Origin of the sequence: Pseudomonas borbori (assembly GCF_900115555.1) — a bacterium.
Lineage (GTDB): Bacteria > Pseudomonadota > Gammaproteobacteria > Pseudomonadales > Pseudomonadaceae > Aquipseudomonas > Aquipseudomonas borbori.
The window spans coordinates 1-19,943 of the sequence record NZ_FOWX01000005.1; the positions used below are offsets into that span (position 1 = coordinate 1).

Annotated in this window: 20 protein-coding genes; 7 read left to right on the plus strand and 13 right to left on the minus strand. The window is 60.8% G+C overall.

What is annotated here, in order from left to right; translation table 11 throughout:
- The coding region (locus BM315_RS04765; RefSeq protein WP_141123923.1) for an integrase core domain-containing protein at positions 1-340 on the plus strand (340 nt) is incomplete at its 5' end.
- Here BM315_RS04765 and BM315_RS24225 read toward each other — a convergent pair.
- A complete protein-coding gene (locus BM315_RS24225) occupies positions 298-792 on the minus strand; it encodes a hypothetical protein (protein ID WP_141123924.1) in 495 nt (164 codons plus the stop codon). The genes BM315_RS04765 and BM315_RS24225 overlap by 43 nt on opposite strands.
- 318 nt (positions 793-1,110) lie before the next feature.
- On the opposite strand from BM315_RS24225, the gene BM315_RS04775 reads away from it, so the two are divergent.
- Together BM315_RS04775 and BM315_RS04780 are read left to right on the plus strand one after the other, a co-directional pair.
- On the plus strand, positions 1,111-3,684 hold the full coding sequence (locus tag BM315_RS04775) for an AAA family ATPase (RefSeq protein ID WP_090498365.1): 2,574 nt from the start codon (positions 1,111-1,113) through the stop codon (positions 3,682-3,684).
- Between the two features lie 863 nt (positions 3,685-4,547).
- Positions 4,548-5,234, plus strand: a complete 687-nt coding sequence (locus tag BM315_RS04780; RefSeq protein WP_244527249.1) for a hypothetical protein — start codon at positions 4,548-4,550, stop codon at positions 5,232-5,234.
- A gap of 285 nt (positions 5,235-5,519) precedes the next feature.
- On the opposite strand, the gene BM315_RS04785 is transcribed toward BM315_RS04780, so the two are convergent.
- The 3 genes from BM315_RS04785 to BM315_RS04795 are packed head-to-tail and all read right to left on the minus strand — an operon-like array spanning position 5,520 to position 8,689.
- A complete protein-coding gene (locus tag BM315_RS04785) occupies positions 5,520-5,864 on the minus strand; it encodes a YdbL family probable chaperone protein (RefSeq protein WP_090498369.1) in 345 nt (114 codons plus the stop codon).
- A gap of 11 nt (positions 5,865-5,875) precedes the next feature.
- Positions 5,876-6,067 (minus strand): YnbE family lipoprotein, encoded by a 192-nt coding sequence (locus BM315_RS04790; RefSeq protein WP_090498371.1) that lies wholly within the window; start codon positions 6,065-6,067, stop codon positions 5,876-5,878.
- Positions 6,068-6,082: 15 nt separating this feature from the next.
- On the minus strand, positions 6,083-8,689 hold the full coding sequence (locus BM315_RS04795; protein ID WP_090498373.1) for an intermembrane phospholipid transport YdbH family protein: 2,607 nt from the start codon (positions 8,687-8,689) through the stop codon (positions 6,083-6,085).
- A 226-nt stretch (positions 8,690-8,915) separates the two neighbouring features.
- On the opposite strand from BM315_RS04795, the gene BM315_RS04800 reads away from it, so the two are divergent.
- Entirely contained in the window at positions 8,916-9,626 is a 711-nt protein-coding gene (locus BM315_RS04800) for a tRNA-uridine aminocarboxypropyltransferase (RefSeq protein ID WP_090498375.1), read from the plus strand.
- On the opposite strand, the gene BM315_RS04805 is transcribed toward BM315_RS04800, so the two are convergent.
- The gene (locus tag BM315_RS04805; RefSeq protein ID WP_090498377.1) at positions 9,562-10,515 is read right to left on the minus strand and encodes a DMT family transporter; all 954 of its coding nucleotides are present in this window, start codon (positions 10,513-10,515) and stop codon (positions 9,562-9,564) included. The genes BM315_RS04800 and BM315_RS04805 overlap by 65 nt on opposite strands.
- Before the next feature lie 203 nt (positions 10,516-10,718).
- Here BM315_RS04805 and erdR point away from each other — a divergent pair, with 203 nt between their 5' ends.
- Both erdR and BM315_RS04815 read left to right on the plus strand, forming a co-directional pair.
- Positions 10,719-11,369, plus strand: coding sequence for a response regulator transcription factor ErdR (gene erdR, locus BM315_RS04810; RefSeq protein ID WP_090498380.1), 651 nt, complete (start codon positions 10,719-10,721; stop codon positions 11,367-11,369).
- Positions 11,370-11,489: 120 nt separating this feature from the next.
- The gene (locus BM315_RS04815) at positions 11,490-11,855 is read left to right on the plus strand and encodes a diacylglycerol kinase (RefSeq protein WP_090498382.1); all 366 of its coding nucleotides are present in this window, start codon (positions 11,490-11,492) and stop codon (positions 11,853-11,855) included.
- A 20-nt stretch (positions 11,856-11,875) separates the two neighbouring features.
- On the opposite strand, the gene BM315_RS04820 is transcribed toward BM315_RS04815, so the two are convergent.
- Entirely contained in the window at positions 11,876-12,802 is a 927-nt protein-coding gene (locus BM315_RS04820; RefSeq protein WP_090498384.1) for a LysR family transcriptional regulator, read from the minus strand.
- A gap of 107 nt (positions 12,803-12,909) precedes the next feature.
- Here BM315_RS04820 and fpr point away from each other — a divergent pair, with 107 nt between their 5' ends.
- Positions 12,910-13,689: a ferredoxin-NADP reductase gene (fpr, locus tag BM315_RS04825; protein ID WP_090498386.1), complete on the plus strand. Its 780-nt coding sequence runs from the start codon at positions 12,910-12,912 to the stop codon at positions 13,687-13,689.
- Positions 13,690-13,810: 121 nt separating this feature from the next.
- Here fpr and BM315_RS04830 read toward each other — a convergent pair whose 3' ends face one another.
- The 7 genes from BM315_RS04830 to BM315_RS04860 all read right to left on the minus strand — a co-directional run bounded on the left by BM315_RS04830 (position 13,811) and on the right by BM315_RS04860 (position 19,904).
- A complete protein-coding gene (locus BM315_RS04830; RefSeq protein WP_090498388.1) occupies positions 13,811-15,190 on the minus strand; it encodes a sensor domain-containing protein in 1,380 nt (459 codons plus the stop codon).
- Positions 15,191-15,370: 180 nt separating this feature from the next.
- Entirely contained in the window at positions 15,371-16,066 is a 696-nt protein-coding gene (tsaA, locus tag BM315_RS04835; RefSeq protein ID WP_090498390.1) for a tRNA (N6-threonylcarbamoyladenosine(37)-N6)-methyltransferase TrmO, read from the minus strand.
- Between the two features lie 159 nt (positions 16,067-16,225).
- A complete protein-coding gene (locus tag BM315_RS04840) occupies positions 16,226-17,035 on the minus strand; it encodes a DUF2182 domain-containing protein (RefSeq protein ID WP_244527250.1) in 810 nt (269 codons plus the stop codon).
- Between the two features lie 2 nt (positions 17,036-17,037).
- Positions 17,038-17,673, minus strand: coding sequence for a DUF1326 domain-containing protein (locus BM315_RS04845; protein WP_090498392.1), 636 nt, complete (start codon positions 17,671-17,673; stop codon positions 17,038-17,040).
- Positions 17,674-17,784: 111 nt separating this feature from the next.
- Positions 17,785-18,555, minus strand: a complete 771-nt coding sequence (locus tag BM315_RS04850; protein WP_090498394.1) for an SDR family oxidoreductase — start codon at positions 18,553-18,555, stop codon at positions 17,785-17,787.
- Between the two features lie 125 nt (positions 18,556-18,680).
- Positions 18,681-19,142, minus strand: a complete 462-nt coding sequence (locus BM315_RS04855; RefSeq protein ID WP_090498396.1) for a YehS family protein — start codon at positions 19,140-19,142, stop codon at positions 18,681-18,683.
- Between the two features lie 51 nt (positions 19,143-19,193).
- On the minus strand, positions 19,194-19,904 hold the full coding sequence (locus tag BM315_RS04860; RefSeq protein ID WP_090498398.1) for an rRNA pseudouridine synthase: 711 nt from the start codon (positions 19,902-19,904) through the stop codon (positions 19,194-19,196).
- Between the last annotated feature and the right edge of the window lie 39 nt (positions 19,905-19,943).

Genomic DNA, 19,943 nt, shown 5'->3' on the forward strand with positions numbered 1-19,943 from the left:
CGAACAACGTGGAAGACCTCAGAGCCTACTGTTCCACTCGGATCAAGGGTCGCAGTATGCGAGCCGTTTATTTCGCCAGAGGCTGTGGCGTTATCGAATGCGTCAGAGCATGAGTCGTCGGGGAAATTGCTGGGACAACGCACCGATGGAGCGTGTGTTCCGCAGCTTGAAAACCGAATGGATACCGACCCTGGGTTACAGAACTGCCCATGAAGCCCAGCGTGATATCAGTCATTATTTGATGCATCGGTACAACTGGATTCGACCCCACCAACTCAATGGTGGGCTGGCCCCAGCTCAGGCCGAGAAAAAGCTTAACGTCGTGTCCGAGATTAGTTGACCACTACACACCTTGTTGCGAGCATCACTGACCAGATCAGAATAAGAATGGCCGTATTGTGCTTTGGCGTAAGTGTCGAAAATCACGCCAATCTTCGTTCCCTCAGGAGCTGCCTTCAGAGCTTCATTGCGGAAGTCTTCGACCTTGATCTTGATGCCCTTGTGAGGAATCGAAAGCGTGAGCTTGGAGGTATCAATCGCCTTGGCGAGATGGTGGAATGGGTTCGGCTCCCCCATCATTCCTGTGATCTCAATTTGCCGCTCAGACAGTGGAGCCTGAACCCAGGCGTTCATCTTCTCTTTACGGGTTTTAGGCTCACGGTTTTCAGCGCCAACCCGAGTACCGGGCAAGATGAAGTCTTTACTGTCAAAGACTTTCTGGCGAATAGGAGGAAGATTATTACCCAGGATTGTCAGGGTAAATTCTTGCAGGGTTGCTGGTTTCGTGTTCATAAGCACGTTCTCCAAAAGTAGGGCTTTTGGACATTGTCAGGCCACTAAACAAAGTCACTTTGCCCAATTGGGAAGGTGCTTCATTTACTCTGTTGTACAGCTTGTTCGCTTTAACGACTGTTTGGTTCCCATAGGTGGCCTATGGACATGGGGTCAGCCACGCGAGCTGAGAAAATATCCCCACTCTCCATGGCTGTCAAATGGCCGGGGATGTCTACCGTAGCGGGGGTAGTCCACTCTACATCTGTAAATGACCTAGCTGCGCCTCGCTGGTTCTGATAGCTTTTTGCCATGAGCCACCATCAGGGAGGGAATACAGTGGATGTACAGGCAGAGATTCGTACATGGCTGCTTAAGCAAAATGACTGGCTACAAGAGGCCGCTGACAGGCTTCTGAAAAATGGAGAACTGGGGCCGGCTGACATTGCAGCCTTGGTGGCCATCCTCAAGACTCCATCTGGCCAAAAACCTACCAAGCACCGCGGTTTCGTGGAGTTGACCAACAATCCAAAGGCAGGAGATGAGCTGCGGCTGGTTCGAATCGCCGATGTTGTCGGGATCGAAAGTCTGGAGCCCCGCGTTCCACTTGAGTTTGGTAGCGCGAACCTCACCGTGATCTACGGCCACAACGGATCAGGTAAATCCAGCTATACCCGCATTCTCAAAACGGTGTCGGGCAAGCCAAGGGCCATTGACCTTAAAACCAACGTGTTCAAGGCAGCGCCTCCGCACAGCAAATGCAGTATCACCTCGAAACTCAATGGCGTAGAAAGCTCGCATGAATGGATCGTAGGAGGCGACGCCGTCGACACTCTGCGAGGCATCGACATCTTCGATAGTGACGAAGCGAGCCATTATCTGACAGCTGAAAGCGCTGCGGCCTATATCCCTCCCGTCCTAAGCGTCTTTGAGAAGCTTGCGTCCGCCGCCGAGATAGTTCGGCAAACCCTGGAGTCCGAGCAGGCCAAACTGGTCAGCGCACTACCAGTGCTCCCACCGATCTACGGCACCACGCCGTCCCAAAAGCTGTACAGCGGGCTCGGCAAACTGTCCGTATCTGAACTTGAAACAGCCCTGCGTTGGGCCGCTGAAGATGAGCTGCGGCTTTTAGCGCTAGTGGAACGCCTCAAGACCGAAGACCCAGCCGCGCTAGCACAGCAGAAACGACGCACCAAAGCCGAGCTCCAAAAAATCATCAGTGCACTCCAGCAAACGTCGACTGCTTACGGAGCCGACAACATCCAGGCCCTGCGCAACCTCAGAGAGGAAGCGGTATCCAAACGACAAGTTGCTGTTGAGGGCGCCAAGGTGAAGTCAGCTGTGCTCGACGGGGTGGGCACTGCCACATGGCGCGCGATGTGGGAGGCGGCCAGACTCTATTCCGCAACGCCATATCCGGAAACGGCCTTTCCGGCGACTGCGGATGCATGGTGCGTGCTATGTCATCAAGAGCTGTCTGAAGATGCGCAGCAGCGTTTGAAGGACTTTGAATCTTTTGTGCATAGCAAGCTTGAGTCAGATGCGAGAACCGCTGAAGCAAATTACAAAGCGGGCCTTGATCAGCTGCCAGGCATCACGACTGAACAAGATATGCAGACCCAGTGCCAGGCTGCCGGCGTGACAGATGAGGCTTGGTTGAATTACCTCAAGGGCTTCTGGCAGCAAGCGCTTTCAGCCAAGAACGCTCTGATTGCCCATGAGGCCGGCCAGCTTGCAGCCCCAGTCCTCCCAGCCGATGAAGCCGTCACTAAGCTGACGGTTTATCGAGATGAATTGGAAGCGGCTGCCGCCCAGTACGATCAGGATGCTCTGGGTTTTGACAGAGCACAGGCGACAAATCAGAAACTCGCGCTGGAGGCCAAAAAGTGGATTACAGAGCAAGCTGCGGCCATTCGTGTTGAGGTCGCCCGACTGCACCAGGTGAACGACTATGAGTCCTGGAAGGGGTTAGCAGGCACCCGGGCGATATCAATGAAATCAGCAGAGGTAACCCAAGCCGTCGTCACCGAGGCGTATGTTGAGCGCTTCAATCGTGAGCTCCTCGCACTCGGCGCAACACGCATCCAAGTCGAACTGGTCAAGACCAGAACTCGCAACGCCAAGGTGCTTCACCAGATCAAGCTCAAAGGCGCCCAGAACGGTCGAGCTATGCCCGACAGTGTCCTGAGTGATGGAGAGCGCCGGATCATTTCCCTTGCCGCGTTCCTGGCCGATGTCTGTGATAAACCAGGCGCGGCCCCTTTCCTATTTGATGATCCAATCTCCTCCCTCGATCATGATTTCGAATGGTTTGTCGCATGTCGCCTCATTGAGCTTGCCAAAACCAGGCAGGTGGTTGTGCTCACTCACCGATTGTCCCTTTACGGAGTTCTGGAAGACCTAGCCCGAAAACAAGGCGAGAAGTGGAAAGCAGATCACTATCAACCGTTGTGCATCGAAGCCTACGCTGGCGTTGCTGGCCACCCCGCAGACCAGGACGTTTGGAACGCCAATACAAAAAAGGCCAACAACCTCTTGATCACCAAGCTGGACGCTGCGCGTAAGGCTGGTGAGACGGGTGGTGCTGCGGCCTATCGGATGCTCGCCCAGGGGATTTGCAGTGAGTTTCGCAAGCTAATTGAGCGGTCGGTTGAAGAGGACTTGCTCAACAAGGTCGTGCTCAGACACCGGCGTAGCATTACTACCGATAACCGTCTGCATGCTGTCCAGGACATTGAGCCAAAGGACTGCGAACTGATTGATACGCTGATGACCAAGTACAGCTGCTACGAGCACAGTCAATCGAGCGAGATACCTGTGTTTATTCCGGAGGAGCCAGAGCTGCGTCAGGACTTGGAAGCACTCAAGGCCTGGCGTGACGGCTTGAACAAGCGACGCGCTGAAGCGGCTTAGGCGTAGTCGCCTCCGAGAGCGGAAAATCGCACTCGGTACACCCGCCTACAAATGCGGGGCTAGTGCGTAAGCGAGGGGCTCTTTCACAAACAGGCAGCTTTGAAGTATGAGGCTGATCCCAAACCACAGCGAGTCGCCCCTAATTTGTTAGGCACCATTGAGCGGCAAGCTTTTGAATCATGGCTGGCTAGGTGGCTGGAACGGGGTAGGCCCTGATTATAGCCTGCGTCTATTCCGTGCAGTCGTGGCCGCACAGGGTTTGGCCCTTGTGGAGAATGGGGTACACGCCTCCTTAGGGATCGACTGATGCTTTTTTGGCCCCACGTATTTTGGGGGCAAAACTGGGGGCAAAACCCAGGCCGCTGCAAACCGTCCAAAACCAGTAGGTGCTGGATTTACTGGGCTGTAGCGGTGCTTGGAGCGGTGTGGGCGTGTAGTAGACAGCGTTCAAATCCCTATCTTCCCGCCATATATGTAAACGCTAAGCCCCTGATTTCTATAACGACTTCAGGGGCTTTTGCGTTTCTGGTGTGCTGGTTAGGACAAAATTAGGACAAAAACTGCGTACTGCAGACCGCTTCATTCCGGTCTAGGCCTCCCCGGCTCTTCCAGACCAAATCTCAACCCTGTCCCGATTTTTTCGGACCTTTTTCAAACGGGAAATCCTGGCGCCCGCGCTGGAGAAACCGAGCAGGTTCGGGAACGTCTGGTGTAACTGGCCACAAATATCAACGGGCAATTCCCAATGGGAAGGGGGTAGATGTATTTTCTGACCTGTCAGTAAGGTAAGGAGGCAAGCTATGAAAGCGGAAAGGGACGATGCGCCAGTACATCTACGCACCAAGACGGAAGGTCCGTGGCGAATGATTGCCATCTTGGGCGTTGGATCCGCGATTACCTGGGGCCTGATCGCGCTATTTGCCAAGCCAATCGTGATCGATGTTTACCAGCTTAAGCAGGCCATCCGTGTTGGCGGTCAGCCGTTATTTAGCGAGCTGCCAGCTCAACCGGCAGCACAGGCTTACAGCGAACCTGCTGCACCTATCAGATTGCCATCCATACCACTTGAGCATGTTCAACGGCAGGTTACTCAGCAGCCAAGCAAAGCTGATATTGAATGGTTTGAACGAATGGAAGCCATCGCTATCAAGCGTTCCCAGAACAGCTTCAACGATGACAACTACAAACCAAAGCAGCCTGAAAACACCTACAACCCGCCAGCGATTGCAGTCGCACCGGTTGTCTCTGAACGAAAACAACGCAATGTAAGCCGAGAGCGAACCTCGAAGTGGATCAAGAGCTGGAATGGCGGCTCGAACTACTTAGCAGAGTGGGTGGCCGTTAATAACTACATCGACAGTAGCAGCGTGTGCGCCAACCACCGTAAAGGCTCAATCGATTACCGAGAGTGCCGCAAGGCCGCTAAGCAGTACTATCACGAAGAATGCAGAACATGGCGAGCCCGCTACGACAATGACCGTAAAGATCATAGTGATCGTATGAAACAGCGCTATTGCTCAGCGGCGAGCAGTTTTAGCCCGATGGGGTAGGTCTTGCGGCGGATTTAGCATGCCGTACTCGGCGGCGAAGGCTTGCAAAATATTGGCGATCAACCGGCACCGTGGGGCTGGATGCAGCTCCTGAGAGGAGCTGGTCGCGCAGCTGCGTATAGCCGTCATTTTTCATGCCGATAACGATTTCAGGGTGTTCCGGTTAGGACAAAATCAGGACGGTAAGCGTGTGCTCAGTGGGGAGCCAGCCATAAAGCCGGCATGTGCCGGCTTTCCTGAAATCGTGCTGCTGGATTGGTCGAGCCCTGGGGAGGGCCTGTCGGCTTATTTGCGCCGCCACTGCCCTTGCCATTGGATGTACTGACCGGGTGGGGTCTTTTCGATGGCTTTCTTGCCGGCGATGGCTTCCACGTCGCTGCGCTGGATGCCGTTCTGCTCGGCGAGTTTCTGGTATTCGGCGCGCCGGGCCTGGTTGATCTGACTGACGATTTCCTCGGCTTGGCCTTTGCTCTCGACTACCCCGAGATAGCCGGTGGGCATTTCGCCGACCAGGCCGCTGGCCTTGGCGTCGCCGAGGGCGGACATGGCTTCGTTGAGGTTCAGGGCCAGCGCCGGCAGGCTCAGGCTGAGCAGCAGGAACAGGCTGGCGATGCGTTTTGACAGTCTCATGGTGTGGCTCCTTAGAACAGTCCGCTGGACTCGCTGAACATGCTGTCCAGCGCCTTATCCACCTTGATGTAGATTTCGTGCTCGATCTTCACGTTGAGGTTGATATTGATCGGCTCGTTGGGCATCGCCAGCTGTACCGTCGGGGTGCAGGCTACGCTCAGCAGGCCCATCAGCAGGGCGGCGAAACAACTACGCAGGCGCATGGCGCTTCTCCTTGATTAAGGCTCCTTCGGGGATGCCGCATTGCGTTCCAGCATGCGCTGCTGCACCCGTCGCTGGATGATCTCGCTTACCTTGTCGGTCAATTGCAAACTGGCCAGCAGGGTCGGGATATCTTCCTCCAGATTGATGTTGAAGTGGATCGGCCGGCCCTGTTCGATGGCCGGGTTGCGGCCTTCCAGGCGCATGGCCAGGAGCAATTTGCCTTGCCGATCATAGTCGACCTGGCTGGTCAGTGTCGTGTAGTGAAAGTCTTCCAGTGATTGCGTCACCAGTTGCATGGCCGGGTTGCTGCGGCCCAGTGCCCTGATGCGCGCCGAGTGAAACTGCAGGCGCCCGCCTGGGGCGCGCGCCTGCAGTTGGCCCTGTTCGATCTCGATGCCGGCGGGGCCGACGCTCAGCGGCAGTTGGCCGTCGATCAAGCCGCTGCCCGCCAGACCCTCGGCCGGGTAGAGGGTGAAGAACCGATCGAGGTCGAGGCCTTGCAGGTGCAGGGGGAACAGCAGCGTGCTCTGTCGCAGATCCCACTGGCCGGGATCGAGGCGGAGCGTACCGCCCATGACCGCGGCCTGGGCCTGTTGCAACTCGAGCAGACCCTGCTCCGGTTGGCTGCGCGCCGCCTTGTAGGAACCACGCAGCAGCGCCGGGCCGATGGGCATGCCCGGGTTGACTTGCTCCAGGCGCAGCTCGTTCAGCTCGAGGTGAAGCTGGTGCTGATCCAGGCGCAGCTGCAGGCGCGTATCCAGGCCGCTGAGTTCGCTGCGGTCATAGATCCCGGCCAGGCCTTTGCCGTTGAGCGCGAGGCGTAGCTCGGGCGAGTCGCGGCCCGGGGCGAGGTTGAGGCTGGCGTTGCCGCTCAGGCGGCCGTTGTTGAAGTCGAGCAGCGCCGGCCAATCAGCCAGGGTTTTGCCCAGGGGGTTGCCGGCGCGCAGAAACACTTCAGGCAGCTGCGCCTGCAGCTGCAGACCCTGGCGGTTGTCGTGTCGCAGCTGCACGGCCAGTTGCAGATCGGCATCTGCCGACACCTGGCCGTTGAGTTCGAGCCCTTGTTCGCTGGCCGCTAGCGTGCCTTGCCAGCGCCAGCCCTGCGGCTTGAGTGCAGCATGCTCGAGGTGTTGGGCTGCCAGCGTGGCGGGACCCTGCAGGTGCCAGGTCTGCAGGTGGCCGGCCTGGTGCTGCGCGTGCAGCTGCAGATCCTGGGTGGTGACTCTGAGCTGTGCCAGGCGCAGATCTGCAGCGCTGAGTTCGCCCAGCTTGAGCTGCGAGCCTTGGCTCAGGTTGAGGTGTAGTTGCTGGCTGTCCAGGTAGCCGTTGAAGTGCAGATTCGCTTGCAGGTCGCGCAGTTGCCAGTCGTCGACCGCCAAGGCCGGGCTGCTGACCTCGAGCCGCGCCTTGCTCAGCTGTGCGGCCCAGGGCGGCGCGTTGGCCAGGGCCAGATTGGCCTGCAGGTCGAATGGGCTGGCGCCGCTGCTGGTCAGGCCGATCGCCAGTGGCAGCGAGCGCCCGGCCAGGTTGCTCGGCAGCTCGGCGAGCGGGTTGGACGCCTGGATCCGCAGGTGCAGCGAGTCGGGGTGCAAGGCTGGCGGCAGCGCGCTCAGCCACTCTGCGGGCAGTCGGTTGAGGTGCAGGTCGGCTGCCAGGCGTTCGGCGAACCATTGGCCTGCGACGCCGCGGGCGGCGACGGCGAAATTGCCTTGCACCTGGCCCGCGCCAGGGATGGGCCAGGGCTCGGGCAGGCGGGCGCTGGCGTCGACCTGGCCGCTGGCGCTGCGCAGGTGCTCCAGGCTCAGGGCGCCGGAGGCCAGCTGCAGGTGCCAGGTCGCCGAGAGTTGCGCGGCGCTGGGGGCGCTGGGCAGTCGTTCGCCAGGGGCGAGCGCCCACTGGCTGAGCCAGTCCTGCAGGGCTGCTGCCTGGCTGAGATCGGGCGCGCTCAGGTTGCCGCTCCATAAGGGCCCGGCAGGGCTATTGCGCAGGCTGCTGTGCAGGCTCAGTTGGCTTTGATCGTCGACTGCCAGGGTCAGTTGCAGATCCGCCGCCTGAGCATCGCCCTGCAACTGGGCGCGCCATGCCAGCCGATGGGTCTGGTGGTGCAGGTTAAGCGCCAGTTCCAGGGTCAACGGCGTGGCTGGCATCCGGCTCAGGTGCAGGTCGCCTTGCAGCGTGCAGCGCCCGCTGGCGCAGGGCAGTTCGGCCGTCAACTGCTCGATGTGCAGGCTGAGCGGCAGCCAGGCCAGCGCGGCGGCGAGCTGCTGCGGGTCGGGCGCGGCGGCGGATTCCTGCTCACTGTTCTGGCCGGCGGGTAGCCAGGCCACGGCGAGGCGCTCGAGGCGAATATGCTGCCAGAAGGGCGGCGTCAGGCCGGATTGCTGCCAGCCCAGGTGCAGTTGCAGCGCCGTGACCCGGGCGCTGCCGGTGCTGTCGCGCTGCTCCAGGTCGAGGCGCGCCAGGCCGATACCGCTGAGCGACAGGCTTGCCCCCTGCCAGTCCAACTGGCGAATCGCGTGGCGCTCGAGCAGGCGCAGCCAGCTGGAGTAACTGTAACCGCCAAGCAGCACCAGCAGCAGGAGCAGGCTGATGAGTCGCAGCCCGGAACGCCGGCTGATCATGGGTGCATTTCCATTGTGTTGATAAGGGCAGGGTGCTGCCTGGACGTTAACCCATGAGCCCGGGGCTGCCAATCAGCTGCGGCGAGTCGTGGAAAAGTGGCATGCCCGCCGGTGGCCAAGGGTCGGGTTTACTCCACCTGCAATGGTGCCGGCTTTGATAAACTGCCGGCCCAGCCGCTGCAGGATCCAACATGCCATTCATTTCTCGCCGCGCAGCGCTTTGCGCATGAGCCATGCTGTCGCTCGTTTGCGCGCCGCGCGCATTGCGCGTAGTGAAAAACCCTTCCTTGCCCGTGGCTCCAAGGCCGTGCGTTGTCAGCGCTGCCGGCTGGCTCTGAGTCATTGTTTGTGCGCCTGGCGTCCGCAGGTCGAGGCAATGTCGGGCATGTGTTTGCTGATGCATGATGTCGAAGCGCTCAAACCCAGTAACACCGGCTGGTTGATTGCCGATGTGGTGGCCGATACGTCGGCTTTCGGCTGGTTGCGCACCGCGGTCGAACCCGCCTTGCCAGCACTGCTGAGCGATCCGCAGTGGCAGCCCTATCTGGTGTTCCCCGGTGAGTACGCCGAGCCTGAGCGGGTGGTCAGCGAGGTGCAGCATGCACCTGGCAAGCGGCCTCTGTTCATTCTGCTCGATGCGACCTGGACCGAGGCGCGCAAGATGTTTCGCAAAAGCCCCTACCTCGATGGTTTGCCGGTACTCACTCTGCAGCCGGAGCAGTTGTCGCGTTATCGCTTGCGTCGGTCAACGCGCGACGATCACCTGTGTACCGCCGAGGTGGCGGCACTTTGTCTGGAATTGGCGGGCGATCAACATGCCGCCGATGCGCTGAACGCCTACCTGGATGTCTTCAGTCAGCATTACCTGGCGGCTAAAGCTCCACGCGCGGTTGATCTGGACGACGCCCTGCATCAGCACCTGCAGCTGTTTCTGTGAGCAGGGTTACAGTTTTTTTCGGCCATAGTTGCGCCAGCAGCATGCCGGTGAGCATCAGTGCGCAGCCGAAATAACCACGTAGTTGCAGCGCTTCGCCCAGTAGCCAGGCGCCTGCAATGGCGGCGAACACGGCTTCCAGCGAGAGGATGATCGCGGCATGCGAGGCGATCGCATGCTTTTGCGCCACAACCTGCAGGGTAAAGCCGATTGCCACGCCGAACAGACCGCCATACAGAATCGCCGGCCCGGCGGCGATGATCGCGTTGAGGCGGATGTCCTCGAAGATCAGCGCCAGCAGCAGGCTGATCAGCGCGCAGGTGGCGAATTGCACCACGGCCAGACGCAAAGGGTCATGACGTCTGGCGAAAACCCCCACCAGCAGCACATGCACGGCCCAGATCACGGCTCCGGCCAATTGCAGCCAGTCGCCGGCGGCGACCTGAAAGCCTTCGCCGACGCTGAGCAGGAACATGCCGAGCACCGCCAGCGAGGCGCCCAGCCAGATGCCCAGCCCCGTCTTGTGGCCGAGCAGCAGGCCGAGCAGGGGCACGATGATCACGTACAGGCCGGTGATGAATCCGGCGTTGGTGACACTGGTGAAGAGCAAGCCGACCTGCTGCAGGTTGATCCCCAGGGCCAGCGCCACGCCCATCAGGCCGCCACCCAGCAGCAGATGGCGGTTCAGCGGCGCGGTCGGCGTGCTGTGCGCGCGGCGCTCGAGTAGCGGTAGCAGGGGCAGCAGGATCAATAGCGCCAGGGCAAAACGCAGGCCGCTATAGAGGAATGGGCCGATCGAGTCCATGCCCAGGCGCTGAGCGACGAAGGCCGAGCCCCAGATCATCGCCGTCAGCAGCATCAAGAGGTCGGCGCGCAGAGCCTGGCTTCGCATAAAATAGCCTCGTTGGGCAAAAGTGCAGACTGTGACGTAAAGCAACGCGCTTGACCACTCCATGATCGCTCGGCATGCTGGACGCCGCCTTAGGCGCATTTGCGATTGCCCGTGTACTATGCGTGGCTCAATCGAGCGGTCTGTCGCGTTTCACCCGGCACGCCTGCGCCAGCGGTACTCACATAACAAGAACAGGACCTGCAATGGCCGCTTATGAAATCCTGATTGCCGACGATCATCCGCTCTTTCGCAGTGCGCTGCAGCAGGCTCTGACCCTGGGACTTGGCCCGCAGGTACGGCTGGTGGAGGCTGCCAGCATCGCCGAGTTGGAAACCTGCCTGGCGGCAAAAGCAGATTGGGATCTGGTTTTGCTCGACCTCAACATGCCCGGTGCCTATGGCTTTTCCGGTCTGGCGCTGCTGCGTGGGCAATACCCGCAGGTGCCGGTGGTGATGGTCTCGGCGCAGGAAGAGGCGGCCGTGGTGGCGCGGGCACGCGAATTCGGCGCGAGTGGTTTCATTCCCAAGTCCAGCTCCCTGGAGAGCATCCAGCAAGCGGTGCAAGTGGTACTCGATGGCGATACCTGGTGGCCACAGCAAACTGAGGAGGCCGCTCAGGTCTCTGCCGAGGCCAAAGCCGCCAGCGCCGGGCTGGCCAGTCTGACCCCGCAGCAGTTTCGCGTGCTGACCATGGTCTGCGACGGCCTGCTGAACAAGCAGATCGCCTACGAGTTGAGCGTTTCCGAGGCCACGGTAAAGGCGCATGTCACGGCGATTTTCCGCAAGCTCGGCGTGCGTACCCGCACCCAGGCGGCCCTGCTGTTGCAGCAGATGGAATCGATTCCGAGCAGTTGAGTGGGTTGTCGAGGCGAGTCGCCCTGATCCTCAGGTGCAGGCCGGTTTGTTGGTGCAGGTCTATAGTTCTCCTGCCAACCGGCTTTTTACACTCCGGGCAACTTCTTGGGCAGCTTTCTCATGTCGCCATTCAAGGGCCAGACGGGCCTCAAGCGTATCGTCAATGCAGCAGGCTATTCGCTAGCGGGTTTGCGCGTCGCGATTGCCGGCGAAGCCGCCTTCCGTCAGTTGATGCTGCTCAATCTGGTGTTGATTCCCCTGGCATTTTACAGCGACGTCAGCCGGGGTGAGCGCGCCCTGATGGTTGGGGTCTGTCTGTTGGCGTTGATCGTCGAGTTGCTCAACTCGGCGCTGGAAGCGGCGGTCGATCGTATCTCCCTGGAGGTGCACCCCTTGTCGAAAAACGCCAAAGACATGGGCAGTGCTGCACAATTCATGTCCTTGACGCTGATCGCCAGTGTCTGGACGGTGATCCTGTTAGGCTGATGACGCGCCGGCAAAGGCGCTCAGGCAATGTTCGGCAGCACTATTTCATCGCTGCGCCTGACCCCGGCAGTCAGCGCCTGGCATAACTCGATGAACTCGCGCATGGCGGCGGTCTGGTACTTCTGTTTGTGCCAGATAAAGTAGAACTGCCGGCGCAGATCCAGCTCGGGCGTTTCCACGGCCACCAGGCTGCCGCGGCGGAATGCATCGCGCAGGGCCAGGCGCGAGATGCAGCCAATGCCCAGGCCCGACTCCACCGCACGCTTGATCGCCTCGGTATGTTCCAGCTCCAGGCGGATATTCAGCGAGCGCGGGTGATGGCGCATCGCCTGGTCGAAGGTCAGGCGGGTGCCCGAGCCCTGTTCACGAAGGATCCAGGCTTCCCGGGTCAATTCCTCCAGGCTGGCTTCGCCGCGTTTGGCCAGGGCATGTTGCGGTGCGCAGAACACCACCAGTTCATCCTCGACCCAGGGCTGCACCTCGATGTCCGGCTGCTGGCAGTCGCCCTCGATCAGGCCGATGTCCAGTTCATAGTGGGCAATCTGTTGCACCACATGCGCGGTGTTGTGCACCTGTAGCTGCACCCGGCATTCCGGGTGGCGCTGCATGAAGCTGCCGATCAGCAGGGTGGCCAGGTAATTGCCCACCGTCAGGGTGGCGCCCACGTTCAGCGAGCCGAAGCCGCTCTTGCCGCCCAGCAAACGCTCGATCTCCTTGGCCTGATCGAGCAGGGCCACCGCCTGCGGCAATAATTGCGTGCCCAGGGCATTGAGAATCAGGCGCTTGCCGGCACGGTCGAACAGTTGGCAGTCGGATTGGCGCTCCAGCTCGCTCAGCGAGGTGCTGGTGGCTGACTGGGACAGGGCCAGCGAGTCGGCTGCACGCGAGACGTTGCCCTGCTGGGCGACGGCAACGAAAATCTGGAGTTGCCTGAGGGTGAATCGCATATCTATATAACCTATAATCTATATCGTAATTATCCGCTTAACAGATATTCTGGCCGCGTCTAGAATCCGCTGCAACTGCAATAGCCTGTGATTCTTGAGGAACAAGCATGAGCAACCTGAACGTCGAGCGTGTACTCAGTGTTCATCACTGGAACGACACCCTATTCAGCTTCAAGACTACCCGCGATCCGGGCTTGCGCTTCGAGAATGGCCAGTTCGTGATGATCGGCCTGCAGCAGGACAACGGCCGGCCGCTGATGCGCGCCTATTCCATCGCCAGCCCTAACTACGAAGAACACCTGGAGTTCTTCAGCATCAAGGTTCAGGACGGCCCACTGACTTCGCAGTTGCAGCATCTCAAGCCCGGCGATGAACTGGTGGTCAGCCGCAAGCCCACCGGCACCCTGGTGCTCGACGACCTGTTGCCCGGCAAGCACCTGTACCTGCTCAGTACCGGCACTGGCCTGGCGCCTTTCATGAGCGTGATCCAGGACCCGGAAACCTACGAGCGCTATGAAAAAATCGTGCTGGTGCATGGCGTGCGTTACGTCAACGAGGTGGCCTATCGCGAGTTCATCACCGAGCACCTGCCGCAGAACGAATACTTCGGCGATGCCTTGCGGGACAAGCTGATCTACTACCCGACCGTGACCCGCGAAGAGTTCGAGAACCAGGGGCGCCTGACCGACCTGATGCGCAGCGGCAAACTGTTCCGCGACATCGGCCTGCCGCCGATCAATCCCCAGGACGACCGCGCGATGATCTGCGGCAGCCCGAGCATGCTCGACGAGACCGCCGCCGTGCTCGACAGCTTCGGCTTGAAGATCTCCCCGCGCATGGGCGAACCGGGCGATTACCTGATCGAGCGCGCCTTCGTCGAGAAGTAGGCTCAAGGTTGTGATACAGCGGCTCGCTGCAGACGCAATGCCGTTCACTTGCTCGGGTGAACGGCATTTTTTCTTGCTGGGAACTCTGCTCGGCGCCTGAATCCAGTCACGCCGGGATCGATCATTGCGCAGGCTCAGCCCGGGGCGGCTCTCGCGTGATCTGGAAGCGGTTGCCGCCGCTTCTCTTCGCAATATACATCGCGTAGTCGGCATGATTGAGCAACTGTTGCGCATCATTACCATGCTGCGGATAGAACGCCACGCCGATACTCGGCAGAACCACATGCGCCTGATCATTCAGCTCGAAGGGTTGGTTGAGCGTCACGCGGATCTTCTCGGCGACCAGCAAGACGTGATCCGGCGAGTGGAAGTCTTCGAGCAGTACCACGAATTCGTCGCCGCCCAGGCGTGCGACCGTGTCCGATTCGCGAACGCATTGTCTGAGGCGATGGGCAACCATCTGCAGTAGCAGGTCGCCAATGGTATGGCCGAAGGTATCGTTGACCTGTTTGAACTTGTCCAGATCGAGAAACAGCAGGGACAGTTGCGTTTGCTCCCGGCGTGCCCTGGTCAGTGCGGTGTGCAAACGGTCGTGCAGCAGTGCGCGGTTAGGCAGCTGGGTCAGTTGGTCGTATTGGGCCATGAACTGCAAACGACTGAGCATCTGCTGGCGCTCGATGGCTGCCGCCACCTGGGTCGAGACGAACTGCAGCAGTTCTTTGTCCTTGTCGGTGTAACGTGCACCGTGGGTATAGCTCTGGACTACCAAGGCGCCAATGGTGCCGTTGTGCGAGGTGAGTGGTACGCCCAGCCAGTACAGTGAGGCGCAGTCGATCGCCTGCACATGCTCGGGCAGTGCCGTCAGGGTTTCTGGCGAACGCAGCAAGGTCTGCCCGGTGCGGATGATTTCGGCGCTGAGGGTGGGTGCATCGCGCTTGTGCGGAGCCGGTGCCTGATGGCGCTCATCGATGTGGTAGGGAAAGCTCAGCTGATCGTTCTGCTCGTCGTAAAGGGCCACCGAGAAGTTGATGGCCGGCAACAGTTCGCCGACGATCGAGTGTACTTTCTCGAACAGACCGGGCAGATCCTTGGCCAGGTGCGCCGCCTCGGAAATGGCATAGAGCGCCGTTTGCATGGTCTCGCTGCGTTTGCGTTCGCTGATGTCATGGGCCACGGCAATCCGCAGTTGATCGTCCTCCGACCAGCGCGCCGACCACATGATGTGAACGAGCTGCCCATCCTTGCGCACATAGCGATTTTCAAAGCTGGGTTTGCTGGTCCCCGCCATGATCTCGTTGGCCGCCTGCAGGGTTCTGGCGCGATCTTCCGGCAATACCAGCTCGATCATGGGCCTGCCGACCATCTCCTCGGCCGTATAACCGAAGATCCGCTCACAGGCCGCACTGACAAAAACGAAGCGTCCTTCCTTGTCGACCACGCAGATGGCATCGAGCAGAAGGTCGACCAGGTTGCCTGATGGCACGTAAGGTTGTTTTTTCATAAGGTAGATTATGGATTCTCGGGATCAGCCATGATCTGCAGAAGACTGTGGCGAGAGCGTGACGATGTACCGAAATGTGCTGCCCACGAGTCAACTCTAGCCGCAGCCCAGACGCTGCGGAAGCAATACTTCAATCAAAATGTGTAGTGGCTTGGTGCAGGCTGGAGATTTGCCCCTGGCTCAACAGGTCATCACCACTTCCAGCACGCAGATCCTGCCCGCTTCGGGGTAGTGCCAGCGCACATCGACATCCCACAAGCGCGCGCCGTAGCGCCGCTCGGGTGGCGGTATCTGATAGGCCGGGCGCGGATCCTGGGCCAGGCATTGCTCGATCAACTCGGTCAGCGGCTGGTCCAGGCGCAGGCCGTGGCTGCGCGCCTGGCCGAGGGCCGCGTCCAGCCACTGCACCTCGATCAACGGCGGGGCGGCCTCGGCGATGCGGTTACAGGCGCCTGCGACGCTGTCGGCATAGGGCACATAGGGCTTGATATCCAGCACCGGGGTGCCGTCGAGCAAGTCGATCCCCGACAGCCAGAGTCTGCCCGGCTCGACCCTGTCCAGCGTGACCACCGATTGACCGATGCCGTTGGGGCGGTGAGTGGCGCGGCTGGCGAAGACCCCCAGCGATTTATTCCCGCCCAGACGCGGTGGGCGCACCTTCAGGCGTGGCTGGTCTTGCAGTGCCTGGTGAAACACAAACAGCAGCCAGACGTGGCTGACCTGCTCCAGGCCCTGCACCGCCTCTCCGGTATCGAAGGGGGCGATTAGTTCCAGCACGCCGCGGGCAGCCGGTGCCAACTGTGGCTGACGGGGAATAGCGAACTTCTCCTTGAAGCAGGAGCGGACGAAGCCGATGGGTGAGACGGAATAGGACATGGGAGCGGTCGTCGGCGGCGGGAACTCATCTTACCTGCATTGCGCGGCGCACTTAAGCAGTCCTGGTGCGGTCTCGGAATTACTGTTTCGCTGACACCGGCGCGTAGGGTGCGCCGTGCGCACCAGGCATCCGGTTGCCAGACGTGTGCGCGCCCTACACTAGCCCAACAGCAGCCACAGGCCCCAGCCGAGTAGCAGCAAACCGCAGACGCGGCCGAGCCAGAGTCCCTGCGGCAGGGTTTTCTCCAGCAGGACGAATGCGCCGATCACGGCCACCCAGAGCAGGTTCATCACCCCGACCACGAACAGCAGGCCCATCAGGGCCCAGCAGCAGCCCAGGCAGTAGGCGCCATGGGCCAGGCCCATACGCCAGCCGCCGAGGACCCCGGGGCGCCAGTAGCCGAGCAGAAAATGCAGCGGCCCGCGACAATGCTCGAGGCACACCGCCTTGCTCGGCAGCCACTGATAGACGCCCGCGACCAGCAGCAGGCCGGCGCCCAGCGCGGTACTGCTGCTGCGCATCCCCGGACTGAGCAGGGCGAGCTGCTCGAGCGCCCACTGCAGCGCCGTGGCGCCCAGGGAGAAGCCGGTCCAGACCAGGCCGTAGGCGCTGCAGAACAGCAGCAACGCCAGATGCCGCTGCGGGGCCGGCATGCGCTTGCGCAGCATCTGCTGGTAGATCAGCAGCATGGGCAGGGCGCTGGGCAGCATCATGCCGACCATCATCACCGTCCACATGGCGAACATCAGCAGCGCATCGGTCAGGCTCCAGGGCATGAGCATGCCGGCCATCGCCGCATCGGCCATGCCGCCGGGCGCGCTCATACTTGCGGCCATGCGCAGCAACAACAGCCACGCGATGCCGATCAATGCCAGCAGACTAAGCAGCGTCAGCCATTGTTCCTTGCCCAGCGGCCAGTGGGGCAAGCGTTGCTGCTGGCCGGCGAACTCCTCGGGAAAGCTCGGCACCTTCAGCGCACCACCCCTTGCCCGGTGAAATGCAATCGGGCGAAATGCCCGTGGCTATTCTTGGAGGCGATCTTGATCGCGCCCTGAGTCTGGTAAGTGCCACTGGCCATTTGCGCTTCGGTGAACTCGAAGCCCTTGGGTAGAATCAGCCGCGCCTCCTGAGGTTCGCCGGTTACCGGGTTACGAATCGGTTCGCCACTGACCTCGAGTACGCCAGCAATCTGCGTGTGGGCCTCGCGCTTGTCCACGTCCACGCTGAACGCGATGGGCACGAATTGCGGCTCAAGCATCTCGCTGATGGTTCCGGCGAATACCGAAAAAACAGTGCTGCCGGGTTCGGTGTCCTCTCCGGAGAGAATGTGCAGCAGTGCTTCGCGCTGCTCTGGGGTGGCCCTGTCTTCGATGAAAACCTGGCAGCGACCGTTGCCCTCGTGGATGGCGCCGGGCCAGGCAAAGGTGCCGACCCAGCACAGGCCGTCCAGCTTGACCTCGTTGTAGTGGCCCTGGTCTATCCGCATAGACACCACGGCTTCGCAGTGACCGTTACTGGGGAGGGCGCTGAACTGACAGGGACAGCCCCAGTTACAGTTGCAGGTGGCAAATTCGGCGCCCTGCATGCGCCAGTCAGCCATGCCCATGGCTTTAGCTCCTTGCCGCAGCAGCGGCTTCAGGTGCGGTTACCCCCAACCAGTAAAGCTAGCAGAGCCATAGGTCAGCGAGCCGCGCGCCAGACCAACGGCCGCGCGGGTTCAGAGGTGGAAACCACCGTCGATGGGGATGATGGTGCCAGTCATAAAGGCCCCGGCGGTACTCGCCAGGCTGATCGCCAGGGCGGCCATTTCGTCCTCGCGGCCCCAGCGCTGCATCGGGATCAGCGCGCAGTCTTCGGCCATGGCCGCCTCATCCTGGGCGATGAACTGGGTCATCTTGCTCGGGAAGCGACCAGGGGCGATTACGTTGACGTTGATGTGCTGGCCGACCAGTTCGCGGGCGAGCATGCGCGACAGCTGATGCAGGGCAGCCTTGCTCGGGCCGTAGGCGTATGCGTCTTCGCCATGGGAGGTGATGCCGGCGACCGAGCCGATATTGATCACTCGTGCCGGGCTCGCCGCATTGCCGGCCTTGCGCAGCAGCGGCAGCAACTGCTGGATGCAGGTGAACACCGAGGTCACGTTGAGCTGCATGACCTTTTCCCAGCCCTTGGCCGGGTAGCTTTCCAGCGGTGCGCCCCAGGTGGTGCCGGCGTTGTTGACCAGAATATCCAGGCAGTCGATTTTTTCCGCCAGTTGTGCGGCCAGCGTCTGCACGCCTTCTTCGCTGGCCAAATTGGCGGCCATGCCGTGGCAGGTGCCGAAGGCCGAGAGTTCGGCGGCGGTCTGCGCGCAGGCCTCGCCGTCGCGGGCGCAGACGTAGACAGTGGCGCCGGCTTCAAGAAAGGCCTTGGCGATCATCTTGCCGATGCCGCGGGTGCCACCGGTGACCAGGGCGGTGCGGCCCTGCAGGGAGAAATAAGGGTGCATGGCGAATCCTTTTAACGGATGAGTGCCACTACCCTAATCGCCCGATTGCCGCCTGGCAGTCATTATTGCGCTTGGAAATACGCCGCCATGCGCCCGGCATTCGCGCAGTTCAGTCGCGCCGCTGATCAGCCGCGCACCCGCAGGGTCAGGCCCTTGAGGAAGTTGCGCAGGAACTGATCGCCGCAGGTGCGGTAGTTGCTGTGGCCGAACTTGCGGAACAGCGCGCTCATCTCCGGCTTGGACACCGGGCAGTCGACGCTGTGCATGATCGCGTGCATGTCGTCTTCTTTCAGCTCGAAGGCGACCCGCAGCTTTTTCAGCACCATGTTGTTGGTCACCGGCAGCTCGAACGGCTGGGCCGGACGGCTGTCGTCCTTGCCGCGTTTGAAGTACACCAGGCCATCGAGAAAATGCGCCATCAGCTCGTCGTCGCAGGCGACGAAGCCATCCTCATCCTCCTTCTTCAGCAGGGCTTCGAGTGTTTCCAGTTCGATCTCCTTACCGCTGAGTCGAATGATCTCGGCCAGCTGCGCATCGTTGACGTCGAGCGTGTAGCGCAGGCTGCGCAGTACATCGTTATTGAGCATGGGGCTGTCCTGAAAAGGGCTGGCACCTGAGAGGCGGCAGCTTGGAAAAAGTTAGAAGCGCTCTTTGCCGGCGAGATAGCGCCATTGGCCGGGCTGAACCTTGGCCATGGGCACGCCGCCGATGCGGATGCGCTTCATGCCCAGTACCTTGAGGTCGACGCTGTTACACATGAACACGATCTGCCCGGGCAAGGGGTTCTTCAAGGCGAAGCGCAGGCGGGTTTCGTTCTGCCAGCTGACCTTGCACGGCGCCAGGGCGACGCCGTTGAACACCAGGCCATGGTTGAGGCGTTTCAGCTGGCTGTTACTGAGCGTGCCGATCACCTCGACCACGTATTCCTGCTCCAGCTTGGCCTGATCTTCCTTGAGCTTGCGCTCGATACGCCAGTCCTGGGTCAGCACGTGCAGGCCATCGGCGCCGGCCTGCAGCGGCAGGCAGGTGACCAGGCGGGCGAAGTGGCTTTTCAGCGGACGGATGCCGGAGTTGTCGTCCGGCCACTGGCTGGCCGGGCCAATCGACTCCGCTGCGCGGTCGGGAAAGTGCCCCGAGGGCACATGCAGCAGCAGGGTGACTGGCTCGACCGGGGCCAGCACGGCATCGGGGTGCAGCTCGACGCGCTGATCCAGCACCTTGAACTGCGGCGCTTCGACGACCTCGCCGTCGACTGTCACCCAACCGCCCTCGATATACAGCTCGGCCTCGCGGCGCGAGCAGCCGGTCATCTCGATCAGGCGTTTGGACAGGCGTATCGGCTCGGTCATGGAAGTGGTCATCGGCGAAAAAGGGCGACCATTGTAACT